Here is a 13,207-nt window from a genome sequence, read left to right as displayed (position 1 = left end):
CTGCAAATTGCAGACTTTTAATTAAAAAGTAATGGTTAGCTTTTAACCTTTGCTGTAACGAATTGATCAATTCGTTCCACGGCTTTTTCTAATTGTTCAAGTGATGTGGCATAGGATAGGCGAATATTATCTGGGGTCCCAAAACCTGAACCTGGAATCACTGCAACCTTAGCTTCGACGAGAAGGGCTTCAACGAAGTCATCAACGTTACTAAATCCTGTCATCTCCGCTGCACTCTTTACATTTGGATAAAGGTAAAAAGCCCCCTGTGGCTTCACACATGTAAATCCGGGAATTGCAACTAATTTATCATAGACAATCTCTAATCTTTTCTCAAATGCCTGTCTCATTTCTTCCACCGGTTCCTGTGACCCATTGTAAGCCGCTATCGCAGCATATTGGGCTGTTGTGGTCGGATTGGATGTACTATGGCTGGCAAGATTCGTCATGGCCTCAACGATTTGTTTATTACCTGCGGCATAGCCAATTCTCCAGCCAGTCATTGAATGAGATTTGGATACCCCATTGATGACAATGGTTTGCTCCTTCAATTCAGATGAAAGCTGAGCAATTGAAACATGTTTCGCGCCAGAGTAGACAAGCTTCTCATATATTTCATCTGAAACAATCAAAATATCTTCTGTCAAACAAATTTTTCCTAGTTCTAACAGTTCTTGTTCAGTGTATAAAACACCTGTCGGATTGCTTGGTGAATTAATAATCACGGCTTTTGTTTTATCTGTCACCGCTTCTTTTAATTGCTGCGGTGTAATTTTAAAATTATTTTGTTCCTGCCCCTCAACATAAACAGGTACACCACCTGCCAATTTTACTTGTTCAGGATAGCTGACCCAATAAGGTGTTGGAATAATTACCTCATCACCATCGTTAAGAATAACTTGGAATAATGTATATAAAACGTGTTTCGCTCCATTACCTACGATCACTTCATTAGGTTTGTAGATTAATCCTTGGTCTGCCTCAAACTTATTAATAATCGCTTTCTTTAAGGCAGGCAGGCCCGCCGAAGGAGTGTATTTTGTATGCCCCTCGTTCATTGATTTTACAGCGGCATCTAATATGTGCTGAGGAGTATTAAAGTCAGGTTCCCCTGCCCCTAATCCAATGACATCTTCCCCTTTTTCTTTCAATTCTTTTGCTTTTGCAGTAATAGCTAACGTAGTAGATGGCGTAAGTGCCATTACCCGATTTGCAAGTTTGATTGCCATATCTCTTTCCTCCGATCTCCACTAGCTATAGATTTTCAATTTTTTTTAGCCATTCACCGGTTTCAAAGTGAACATAGTAATAATTTATTAAATTATTTTCAGAACGGTAGTAAATTTCCCATAATGGAATATTTTTTTCCATACCAAGCCGTACTGAAATAATTTTCTTAGGTTGTTTTTCCTGTAATAACTTTTGGATTGCTTCTTCTTTAGTGATACCATCTTTTGCTTTTTTAATGATAACCTTTTTACTCTTTTCAGGAATCCAAACGATTACTTTACTGCCCTTTTTATTTTTCCCTTCAATCACATTAACTGTCTCAATGCCATTGTATATGTGAAAGTCATCCACTTCACTCAAATTCACCTTATCTTCAGCTAGTGAAACAGCCCTTTCTTCAGCCGCTTTAACTGGTTGTACTGAAGAAGTATAGACTTTTATTAACAATCCGATGATGACTATTACTACAATTACGGGAATGAGAATCCATTTTTTCATTTTACTTTCTCACTTCTTTATGTACTTTATTAGTTAAACCTCTTAATCAAGAATCTTTCTAAATTATTATAACAGGATAAATCAAGATGTGTTTATCAATCTTCATCAAAATTAGAAATTTTTTTCAGCTTTTCAGTAAACTTTATTCCTCAGCCTTTAGTGGAATGGTAATAATCTCGTAATTTGATTCTGTAAATTTGATGGTGACAGTCCCATGTTTTTTGGTAAAATACACTTCTGACCAAATGCCTTGAAGGTCACGCAGCAAATCTTGATCCAACTGATCTTCCCCTGCTCCTACCAGGATGGATATTTGTGGATTTAGAGTGTGGATTAGCTGATCAGATAAGGAGTCGTCTGTCAGTCTATACGGTATTTTAAAGATATTAACATCCTCTAAATTCTTAGCTAAAAATTTTTGTTCCGCCCGTTGACTAAAGGAAGTCATTAAAAATAAGTTATGCTTAAAAAAGCGCAGCATCAAATCCATACCTTCATGTTCTTCATTTCCAAGGAATTGAACATCAGCAAACATGTCAGGAAGGATTTCTTTCTTTGTTCCTTCATTCCAAACGGTAACAGGTATGTGATTGGACTTCTCTCTAGTTAAAAACGAAGAAACTTCAGGCGTGGTGACAATTTCTTTAATTTTATATTTGTTAATTAACTTATCGATTTTTTCCATCGACGGCTGTTCACCGTCATTGGTTAGGATTAATGTAGAGAGCTCCTTTACATTATAAAGAGAAAGCCATCCTTCTAACTCAGAAATTCCCCCTTTCCCACCGATATTTATTAAAATATTTTCGTCATTTGGACCTTGTACAAGCGTTGCTTCACCAGTAGCCAAGCCTAAAAAGGTGACCGCCGCTTGATGTTCGGTTAATTTCACGTCAATTTTTTCAACCTCTGCAGGCAGTGTTGTTTCTGCCTTAACTGTCATGCTGCTTGGAATCAATAAAGCCAAAATCATAAGCAATATTCTCATACACATTCCTCCCAGATAGTTATAGGATGTGTTATTTTCCAAATTTTATCATAACCATTTTTGAATAAACTCCGCTAGTTCCGTCATTTTTTCCCTTTCTGACTGGGACTGGAGGTATTGATTTCAAAAAGGCCTTTCCATATTGTGTGGTAACGATTCTTCTATCAAATACAATGATTACTCCGCGGTCTGTTTCGCTCCTAATGAGGCGGCCAAAGCCTTGTTTAAAACGGAGTATCGCTTCTGGCAGTGAATAATCAGAAAAAGCATTCCTTCCCTGCTGAACAATCAATTGACACTTAGCCTCGGTCAAAGGTTCATCTGGCGGACTAAATGGCAGCCTGACAATCACTAGGCAGGACAAGTCTTCACCTGGAATATCTACTCCTTCCCAAAAGCTGCTTGTTCCTAACAAGATTGCCTTTTCATAGCGTTGAAAATTTCTAGTCAATCTAGAACGGCTTCCGCTTGAAATGCCTTGAGCAATTAACACATATTCATTAAGAAAACCACTTTCTTTTATTAATTCATACGTTTTTTTGAGCATATCAAAAGCAGTAAAAAGAATTAGCAGTCTGCCTTTAGTAGCTTCAGCAATCGTGATGATATGTTCGGTAATTGAAATTACATATTCTTCTAGTGAAACAGAATTGATTTCCGGTAAATCCTCAGGGATAAGAAGTTGAACCTGATTATTATACACAAATGGTGAGGGAATACTCACTTGACCAGTAGCGTTTGCCTCAAGACCAATTTCTCTCATGATGTATTCAAAAGAATGATTAACCGATAGTGTTGCTGATGTAAGGATGACCGCCTTCTTGGTTTGAAAGAATTTCTCTTTCAGGTGGACAGCGACTGTAGCTGGCTGTGCCAAAAATGTTGTTACATTTTGTGGGGAACGGGTATCCATTTCAATCCATTTTACTTCCTTTGAATCTTTAATAAAGCAGCTAATCAATATGTTTCGAAATTCATCAAGCTCAACTATAAATCCAGACACATCCTCCACTTGATGAAGCTCGGGAATCGATAAAGTATTTTTCTCAGCATTTAGCCAATTAAGCCTGCTGTCTATGTCATTGATTAGATCCTTAAGTAAGAAAGATAACCTCTCGGCACTGTGGACAAGCGCCTTTCTTTCTCTGCCGCCATCATTAGACGTATATCGAACTTTTATCCGATTGATCCCTTTTTTATTTGCTGACTTAGTTTTTGCATAAAGTGCCATTAATTTAAAAAACTCATCGATCTCGTACTGTACATCCAAAACTAATTGATTTAATTCAAAGGTAGTAGATAGTTTGGTTCCTGAAGCAGGAAGTCGTGTTGTCAGTTTTTCCATGTCATAAAAGAGTTGTTTTTGCTCATAGGTTCCAAATTGACTAAGTAGCAAACGGGTAGATAAATAATCCAATGTATAGCCAAAGTACCTGCTTGCTACTTTCTCCAAATGATGAGCTTCATCAATCACCACATATTCAGAAGCAGGTAAAATGGAACCACCGCCTTTTATATCATTCAATAACAAGGAATGATTTGTGATAATGATATCTGCCGATTGGGCATTCCTTTTTGCTTTTTGATAAAAATCCCTGTCCTGCCAGCGCTTATCCTCATAAAGGGTAGTCGGTTCTTCCTTTATTTTGTTCCAATAAAATTGACCTCCACTCGATAGGTTCAATTCATCCCGATCACCGGTCGTGGTTTCCGTTAACCATACTAGAATTTGCATTTTTGTTAAGGTAGTATCATAATTATCGTTTTCATCCATCAACGTTTGGTGAAATTTTTCTAAATTTAAATACTGATTTCTGCCTTTTAATAGAACTGCATCTATTTCAAATGGAAGAATGTTTGTCAGTAAGGGAATTTCATTTCTTAAAAGTTGTTCTTGTAGTTGAATGGTATGGGTACTCACAATAATTGGCTGCTTATTTTGTTTAGCAAAATAAGCTAAAGGCAAAAGATAACCAAGTGACTTACCCACGCCTGTCCCGGCCTCTATTAGTGTATGCCTTGAAAGTTGAAGGGATTGGTAGACTGTATCCATCATCTTAAATTGACCAGCACGTTTCACAAAAGACTTTATGCTATTTTGGATGAGCTCAACCTTTTCTTCGTCACTATTTGGATACTTAATTCCATCCTCATTTAAGATTTCATTATTCTTTTCAATTGGATCTTTTTTTAATGCAATACCGTTGATGATTTCAATTGAATCGGATAGGGGAGAACCTTCGAATGGATCCCCCATTTCTTCAAGGAACAACTGGAGATCACTTTTTAATCCTCCAGATAACTGGGTTAGCTGTTTTACCGTAACCGCCGGTAATAAAGATAGACGTTTCAACAGGATTAAAAAAAGCTCGGCTGTCACCAAGGCATCACTATCTGCCTGATGTGGTCTGTCATGGGAAAGATTCTCTTTCTCTGCCAAATCTGAAAGCTTATAGCTGTCTGCGGCGGGATAGAGAATTCTGGCCATTTCAACTGTGTCTAAAACGGACCCATAAAACCCTCCTGATCCTGCTTGGAGTAATTCTTCTTGAAGAAAAGATAAATCAAACAATACGTTATGAGCAACAAAATAGGCCCCTTCTAACAAAGATTGAACCTTTTCGGTTATTTCAGTAAATAATGGTGCATCCTTGACCATTTCATCATTGATTCCAGTTAGTTCTTCAATAAAGACTGGAATTGATTTTTGAGGATTGATCAGCGACGAGAACTGTTCGGTGATTTTTCCGTTTTCAATCACCACAGCGGCAAATTGAATAATTTTATCACCCTTTTTTGGTGTATTACCCGTTGTCTCTAAATCAATCACAACAAATTTATTTAACATTTGTTACACCCCAAACCTCTGTTCATTAAACGGCAACAATACTTCTCTTAAAAGTAAAAACTGATAATGAATTAAATTCTACCACTTAATACGAGATTTTTAAAATAAATAAAAAATCCCCAGAAAATGGGGATTTACATAATGGTATGTGCTGGTTCTGCATAAAGGAGGTCTTTAATACGATTATTCTCATCCATTATCGCAACCTTTGGTGTATGGTCTTTAACCTTTTCATCCGGTACCAATGCATATGATATAATAATAATCGTATCACCAACCTGGACAAGCCGAGCGGCTGCACCGTTTAAACAAATAACTCCGCTTCCTCTTTTGCCAGGAATAATATAGGTTTCTAACCTAGCACCATTGTTATTATTAACAATTTGTACCTTTTCATTTGCTGCCATTCCAACAGCATCAATAATGTCTTCATCTATCGTAATACTGCCAACATAGTTTAAATTGGCTTCAGTTACGGTTGCACGATGGATTTTGCCATTCATCATTGTACGAAACAAGTTTATTCCTCCTCTAGTGAAACTTTTCTAATCTATTTGAATCATAATATTGTCGATTAACCTTACCTTCGAAAATTTTACAGCCACAGCAATAATAAAGGAACCTTCTATTTTTTCCAATGGTTTTAAATATGGATAAGAAAGAATTTCGACATAATCAATTTCCCCATTTGATTCACTTGTAATCAATTCCTTGATCATATTAGTGAGAACAGCAGGATTTATTTCACCATCTTCAATTGCCTTTTTTGCTGTTTGCAAACTTTTATATATGACTGGCGCCTGTTGTCTTTCTTTCGGTAATAAGTTAACATTTCGTGAACTTTTTGCTAACCCGTCCTCTTCACGAACAATGTCAACCGGTATTAACTGAACTGAAAAATTAAAATCGGAAATTAATCCATCAATCACTGCTACTTGCTGAGCGTCTTTCTTACCAAAATAGGCTCGTGTCGGCATCGTAATATGAAATAACTTGGTAATAACTGTGGCAACCCCGTCAAAATGGCCTGGGCGTGACTTACCGCATAATACATCGGTTCGTTCCTGAACTACCACTTTAGCCGATGGCACTTGAGGGTACATCTCTTCTACCGAAGGATAAAAGAGGTAATCTACCTTTTCACCTTCTGCTAAAGCACGGTCCCGGTCAAAATCGCGGGGATAGGTAGAAAAGTCCTCCTTCGGTCCAAATTGTAAAGGATTAACAAATATACTTAACACCACGACATCATTTTCTTTTCTTGCCTTAGAGATAAGAGTCAAATGACCCTCATGAAGAAAGCCCATAGTAGGGACAAAGCCGATAGACTTTCCCAACTCTTTCTGTTTCAGTATTTCATTTTGCATCTCATTAATGGTGGTTATGACCTTCATTTTTTTCCTCCATAAAGAACTTTCAGTTCCTCTTCCTTCATGGTAAAGGAGTGCTTATCTTCCGGGAATTGATTATTTTTTACTTCAGAGGTATAGGCTTGAATTGATTCAATCATAAATGGATTTACAGAATGGTATTGCTTCACAAATTTAGGCACTCTTTCCACACCATAGCCTAATAGATCGTGATAAACCAGAACCTGTCCATCTACATTTAGCCCAGCTCCAATTCCAATCACAGGGATGGCAATGGATTTAGCCACTTCTTCTGCCAGCTGTTTAGGCACACATTCAAGCACAAGCGCAAAGGCTCCGGCTTCTTCTACCTTTTTAGCGTCTTCTATTAATTTTTGGGCAGCATGTGCATCTTTTCCCTGCACCTTATAACCGCCCAATACCCCAACAGATTGAGGGGTTAAGCCAAGATGTCCGCATACTGGAATACCTGCTTGTGTCAAAGCATATATCTTTTCTATTACTCCATCTGCTCCTTCCAGTTTAACCGCATGGGCTCCCGCTTCCTGCATCAGCCTGCCAGCATTGATCAGAGTTTCTCTAACGGAAAGATGGTAAGCTAAAAATGGCAGATCTGTCACGATAAAGGTATCTTTCGCCCCACGTTTTACTGCTTTTGTATGATGAATCATATCTTCCATCGTAACGGGGATCGTTGAGTCATAACCTAGAACAACCATGCCAAGTGAATCACCGACAAGGATCATGTCAACTCCGCCCTGTTCCGCTTGTTTTCCAGATGGATAATCATAGGCGGTAAGCATGACAATTTTTTCATTTCTTACTTTCATTTTTAAAAAGTCAGTGGTTTGCTTCATCATTTTCCCTCCTTAAATATTGGGAGAGGTGATAAAACGCCCATTAAGAGCAAATAAAAAAGATCCTTCTTAAGGCAGAGGATCTCAATCGTTACTCATGTGCATCTTCATCCCTCTGTCCCGGTCCGTTACACGGATCTAGGCAGAAACCTTTTTAATTGTAAGTTAATATTTCCTAAAAGGTGCAGTTCTGAGGAGATACTGCCCAAGGAAATTATAGCATTTTATCAGAAATGCGCAAGAGCCCGTTTAGCGGCGTATGGCCTGGAGCGCTTCGACTGAGATAAAGGAAACACAAAGAGCGACAGCGATTTGATGTTGACTTATCGTAGGGAGAAGAGCGAAGGCCACTAGCCGCTGGGCTCTGGAGCTAGACAATCAGAAATGCGCAAGAGCCCGTTTAGCGGCGTATGGCCTGGAGCGCTTCGACTGAGATAAAGGAAACACAAAGAGCGACAGCGATTTGATGTTGACTTATCGTAGGGAGAAGAGCGAAGGCCACTAGCCGCTGGGCTCTGGAGCTAGACAATCAGAAATGCGCAGAGCCCGTTTAGCGGCGTATGGCCTGGAGCGCTTCGACTGAGATAAAGGAAACACAAAGAGCGACAGCGATTTGATGTTGACTTATCGTAGGGAGAAGAGCGAAGGCCACTAGCCGCTGGGCTCTGGAGCAAGACAATCAGAAATGCGCAAGAGCCCGTTTAGCGGCGTATGGCCTAGAGCGCTTCGACTGAGATAAAGGAAACACAAAGAGCGACAGCGATTTGATGTTGACTTATCGTAGGGAGAAGAGCGAAGGCCACTAGCCGCTGGGCTCTGGAGCTAGACAATCAGAAATGCGCAGAGCCCGTTTAGCGGCGTATGGCCTGGAGCGCTTCGACTGAGATAAAGGAAACACAAAGAGCGACAGCGATTTAATGTTGACTTATCGAGCTAGAATCAAAAAAGCGCAAGCGCCTTGTTTAGGGGCGCGTGCGCTTATAAATCCTTAAATCTCAATGTCTGCTGAATAAATATGGTGAATAAATCCGGTCTTATCTTCTAATTTTAAAACACCATCATCTGTTATTCCTAATGCCTTTCCTTCAATCACATTGGTTAGCGTTCTAGCCGTAAGGTTTTTACCTATGCTAATAGCATATCCTTCCCATAAAAGTTTAATAGGAAAAAATCCTTGCTCGAGATAAAGCAAATATAATTTTTCAAAATGCTTAAACACACTCTTGATCAATTCTGCCCGGGAAATTGGAGCGCCGTTTTCAATCAAAAGGGAGCTTGCCTTATTATGAAGCTCTGACGGAAAGTCCTTTTCTTTTTGGTTAACATTAATCCCCATACCAATAATGACAGAATGAATCTGGTCTGCTTCCGCCTGAAGCTCTGTTAAGATCCCCGTTATTTTTTTTCCATTCAGTAATATATCATTGGGCCACTTAATCAGAGGATCCAGATTGGTGACTTCTTCAATTGCCTGTACGATAGCCACCGCAGTTAATAAAGTTAGTTGAGGGGCTTTGGTTAAGGGAATATTCGGCCTTAGAATTAAACTCATCCAAATACCACTATACTTTGGTGAATGCCAGCTTCGGTTCATTCTTCCTTTACCGGACCGCTGTTCTTCGGCAATGACTACCGTCCCTTCTGGTACGCCTTCATTTGAAAGGTTGTGGGCAATTTTTTGAGTAGATTCTACACTCTCTTCATAATGAATATTTTTCCCGATAAATTCGGTTAAGAGGCCTAGTCGAATTTCATCAGCTGTTATTCGCTCTGGAGTTTTGACAATCCGATACCCCTTATTTCTAACAGCTTCTAATGTGAAGCCTTCCTTTCTTAATTCCTCCATATGCTTCCAAACAGCCGTTCTTGAACAGCCGATTAGTTCTGCTAAATGCTGACCTGAGAGAAAAGATTCGCCAGCATTAGTGAAGGCATCAAGCAGTTTCTTTCTTATTTCTGACTGCACCTGATTAGCCACTCCTTAATCTTTTCTTTGTCGTTTTGGATGTCACCCGCTAATATGGCACACTCTATTTTTAAAAGGGTATCCCTTAACCAAGGTCCCCCTTCGGTTTGGAACCATTCCATGATATCTCGGCCTGTCACATCTATGTTATTGCGCTCCTTGATTGGCAGCTCATCATATACCCGCAGCCAATTTAAAAGGGTATCCTTTTCAGTTAGACCTTTAATAACGCCATAAAGCTTTTCAGTCGAACTCAAGACAGCTCTCCCCGCTGAATAGAGGTCATAAATAGTCCATTCCTGCTCCATTCTTTTTTCTAAGTAATATAAGATTTGTTGAATCTCTTTGATTTCTTTAACTGGAAGCTTCCATTCTCTTAAAAAGACTTCAATAGACTTATCTTTTTGCTTTAAGGTAAAAAGCAGTAACGACCACATTTCAATTGTATTAAGCCCCTTAAATGGAAGGGAGATTAATCTTTCCAGTGGACTTCTCTGGTTTTTTAAGCCTGGCAGATATACATATAAATGCGTATCAAGCAAAATTCTAATGGCGGTGTTACCATTTTCCCCAACAAGCAGTTTTTCAAACTCCGCTCTAATTCGTTCTACCGCTATATTCTTTAACAAAGGAACAAGCTTTGCTATCGCCTGAAGTGTTTCTTCCTCAATTGTAAAAGAAAGCTGGCTGACGAATCGCACAGCCCTCATAATCCTTAAAGCATCTTCCTGGAAACGCTCATTAGCAGATCCAACAGTCTGGATAACCTTATTTCGAATCGCAGATTGCCCATTATATGGGTCAATAAGCATGCCATTTCGATCCATTGCGATCGCATTCATGGTAAAATCACGGCGTTTGAGATCATCATTAAGATTTCGTATAAAGGAAACTTCTTTTGGTCTGCGATAATCTTGATACTCTCCCTCTGTCCTAAAGGTGGTAATCTCGTAGGATTTATTTTCGAAAAGGACCAGCACAGTTCCGTGTTCAATCCCAATATCGACGGTCCTTGGAAAGATTTCTTTCACTTCATATGGTGTGGCCGATGTAGCAATATCTACATCACTAATGGATCTGTTTAAAAGATAATCTCTTACAGATCCGCCTACAAAATAGGCTTGAAAACCTGAAGTTTCAAGCTGTTTAATAATAGGAATGGCTGATAAAAAAGGTTCATTCATCTCGTTCACCTTAATTCAATAGCTTCGAGTATATCTGTTCATATTGTTCAACAATATGTTCTGCTTTAAATTTAGTTTTAACAGTTTTCAATGCCTCCAACGACATTTTTTGATGCATGTCTCTATCGTTAAGGAGTGATATCGCTTTTCGTGAGATATCCTCGATATCGCCAACCTCACTAATATACCCAGAAACTCCCTGCTGAATTACTTCCGGGATACCGCCTACATTCGTCCCGATACAAGGTACACCGCACGCCATCGCCTCTAAGGCAACGAGACCAAAGCTCTCCTTCTCAGATAACAGAAGCATTAAATCACTAATAGAGTATAGTTCCTCTAAATTCTCTTGTTTTCCTAGAAAGATTACTTTTTCTTCAAGTGAGAGCTGCTTTACCAGTTTACATACCATAGTCATTTCGGGCCCATCACCTACCAGCAGTAATTTTGCCGGCATGACCGCAGAAATTTTTGCAAAAGTTTTTATAACATCCTTGACCCTCTTTACAGCGCGAAAGTTTGAGACATGGATAACTACCTTATCCTCATCTCTAATTTGTAATTGTGACTTTAAGGAGGTGTCCGCTGTTTTATGATAAATTCTTTCATCAATAAAATTGTATACTGTTTCGATTTGCTTATCGGGATTAATAAGTTCATATGTTTGATTCACTAATGCTGTCGAAACTGCAGTGACACTATCTGATTTTTCTATTCCGAATTTAATCGCGTCGCTTAAGGATGGGTCATACCCTAAAACTGTAATATCCGTCCCATGTAAGGTTGTGACAATCTTAATTTCCCTTTTTGACATTTGCTTTGCTAATATCGCACAAACGGCATGAGGAATCGCGTAATGGACATGGAGAATATCCAATTTTTCACGATCAGCCACTTCGGCCATTTTACTTGCTAATGCAATATCATATGGGGGGTACTGGAAAACTGAATATTGATTAACCTCGACTTGGTGGTAATGGATATTATGGTACATCTTATTTAAACGGAAAGGAAGACTTGACGAGATAAAGTGGATTTCATGCCCCTTCTCAGCCAGCATTTTCCCTAATTCGGTTGCCACTACTCCAGATCCTCCAACAGTTGGGTAGCATGTGATTCCAATTTTTAGTTTCCGCATGGTTCTTCTCCTAGCAAATCATGTTTCAAAACAATCGGAACCTTTGTCTTAAAGCCCTCAGCATAAGACACTCCAACAAGTTTTCCAAACATTCTTTCCCTTGACTCGACCGTTTCGATATAATCATTCACAAGCGGAGTTTGAACACTTTCAGCAGTTAATTCAAACTGACTTCTATAGGCCCTTAAGGAGGCCAGCTTTTTATCCATTACTGGTGTAATATCAACGGTAAAGTCAGGCTTATGAAATCCATTAATCATGTAATAGTACAGCTTTTGCACACGATGTGGTTCGTTCCATTCTACAGTTTGGTATTTTTTTATCCCGGCAGAAAATACAGCTTCTTCCACGATTCGGGCACAGTTTCCATGGTCAGGATGCCGATCTTCCAAATATGGTGCAAACACAATTTGCGGCTTGTATCTGCGAATCATCTCAGCAACCTTTTGAATATACTCTTCTTTTAAGAATAGCCCTCTATCTGGAAAACCTAGTGAAGAACGGACAGATACACCTAAAATATCTGCCGCTCTGGCAGCTTCCTCTTTTCTTAGCACTACATTCCCATTGGAAGATAGGTCAGCATCGGTTAAATCACAAATACCTATCTGTTTATCTTCTTCCGCTAATTTCGCAATGGTACCAGCCATACCGATTTCAACATCATCAGCATGCGCACCAAATGCCAGGATATGTAATTGATTAAGCTTCATTAACATCACCATTCTCTTTAGCTACATTTCTCCATTCCAACAATCCCATTTCTAATCCTCTTATCAGTAATTCCGCAGTACCCATATTTGTAGCCAAGGGAATAGAATAGACATCGCAAAGTCTTACTAACGCCGTAACATCAGGTTCATGTGGCTGAGCGGTTAATGGATCTCGGAAAAAGAAAATGGCATCCATTTGATTTTTGGCAATCATGGCTCCGATTTCTTGGTCTCCGCCTAGAGGTCCGGATTTAAAGCGGGTTACATCTAATCCTGTAGCCTCATTAATCCTTGTTCCTGTCGTTCCAGTGGCAAATAAGCTATGTTTGGCAAAAATTCCTCGATAGGCTGTTACGAATTGTACTAAGTCATTTTTCTTTTGGTCATGTGCTATTAATGCTATATTCATATCCTT

The 13,207-nt window shown here is 39.1% G+C and carries 12 protein-coding genes; all 12 read right to left on the bottom strand.

Annotation, left to right across the window (positions count from 1 at the left end; translation table 11 throughout):
* Nucleotides 1-35: 35 nt before the first annotated feature.
* Complete coding sequence (locus tag ACZ9EE_RS25600) at nucleotides 36-1,223, bottom strand: pyridoxal phosphate-dependent aminotransferase (protein WP_476033095.1); 1,188 nt, start codon at nucleotides 1,221-1,223, stop codon at nucleotides 36-38.
* A gap of 31 nt (nucleotides 1,224-1,254) precedes the next feature.
* Entirely contained in the window at nucleotides 1,255-1,728 is a 474-nt protein-coding gene (locus tag ACZ9EE_RS25595; RefSeq protein ID WP_476031430.1) for a cell wall elongation regulator TseB-like domain-containing protein, read from the bottom strand.
* A 142-nt stretch (nucleotides 1,729-1,870) separates the two neighbouring features.
* Nucleotides 1,871-2,716 (bottom strand): ComEC/Rec2 family competence protein, encoded by an 846-nt coding sequence (locus ACZ9EE_RS25590; RefSeq protein WP_476031429.1) that lies wholly within the window; start codon nucleotides 2,714-2,716, stop codon nucleotides 1,871-1,873.
* A gap of 31 nt (nucleotides 2,717-2,747) precedes the next feature.
* Complete coding sequence (dinG, locus tag ACZ9EE_RS25585; RefSeq protein ID WP_476031428.1) at nucleotides 2,748-5,564, bottom strand: ATP-dependent DNA helicase DinG; 2,817 nt, start codon at nucleotides 5,562-5,564, stop codon at nucleotides 2,748-2,750.
* A 134-nt stretch (nucleotides 5,565-5,698) separates the two neighbouring features.
* Nucleotides 5,699-6,082, bottom strand: a complete 384-nt coding sequence (panD, locus tag ACZ9EE_RS25580) for an aspartate 1-decarboxylase (protein WP_476031427.1) — start codon at nucleotides 6,080-6,082, stop codon at nucleotides 5,699-5,701.
* Between the two features lie 27 nt (nucleotides 6,083-6,109).
* Nucleotides 6,110-6,958 (bottom strand): pantoate--beta-alanine ligase, encoded by an 849-nt coding sequence (panC, locus tag ACZ9EE_RS25575; RefSeq protein ID WP_476031426.1) that lies wholly within the window; start codon nucleotides 6,956-6,958, stop codon nucleotides 6,110-6,112.
* Nucleotides 6,955-7,791: a 3-methyl-2-oxobutanoate hydroxymethyltransferase gene (gene panB / locus ACZ9EE_RS25570; protein ID WP_476033094.1), complete on the bottom strand. Its 837-nt coding sequence runs from the start codon at nucleotides 7,789-7,791 to the stop codon at nucleotides 6,955-6,957. The genes panC and panB overlap by 4 nt, the downstream gene beginning before the upstream one ends.
* A gap of 988 nt (nucleotides 7,792-8,779) precedes the next feature.
* Nucleotides 8,780-9,757 (bottom strand): biotin--[acetyl-CoA-carboxylase] ligase, encoded by a 978-nt coding sequence (locus ACZ9EE_RS25565; RefSeq protein ID WP_476031425.1) that lies wholly within the window; start codon nucleotides 9,755-9,757, stop codon nucleotides 8,780-8,782.
* A complete protein-coding gene (locus ACZ9EE_RS25560) occupies nucleotides 9,742-10,941 on the bottom strand; it encodes a CCA tRNA nucleotidyltransferase (protein WP_476031424.1) in 1,200 nt (399 codons plus the stop codon). Before ACZ9EE_RS25560 ends, ACZ9EE_RS25565 begins: the two co-directional genes overlap by 16 nt.
* 10 nt (nucleotides 10,942-10,951) lie before the next feature.
* Entirely contained in the window at nucleotides 10,952-12,079 is a 1,128-nt protein-coding gene (gene bshA, locus ACZ9EE_RS25555; RefSeq protein WP_476031423.1) for an N-acetyl-alpha-D-glucosaminyl L-malate synthase BshA, read from the bottom strand.
* Nucleotides 12,067-12,792: a bacillithiol biosynthesis deacetylase BshB1 gene (gene bshB1 / locus ACZ9EE_RS25550; RefSeq protein ID WP_476031422.1), complete on the bottom strand. Its 726-nt coding sequence runs from the start codon at nucleotides 12,790-12,792 to the stop codon at nucleotides 12,067-12,069. The genes bshA and bshB1 overlap by 13 nt, the downstream gene beginning before the upstream one ends.
* Nucleotides 12,782-13,201 carry a methylglyoxal synthase gene (gene mgsA / locus ACZ9EE_RS25545; protein WP_476031421.1) on the bottom strand — a complete coding sequence of 140 codons (420 nt, stop codon included), beginning with the start codon at nucleotides 13,199-13,201 and terminating at the stop codon, nucleotides 12,782-12,784. The genes bshB1 and mgsA overlap by 11 nt, the downstream gene beginning before the upstream one ends.
* Between the last annotated feature and the right edge of the window lie 6 nt (nucleotides 13,202-13,207).

Source organism: Bacillus sp. URHA0034 (genome assembly GCF_056280405.1).
This window is presented reverse-complemented; position numbering and strand designations above follow the sequence as displayed.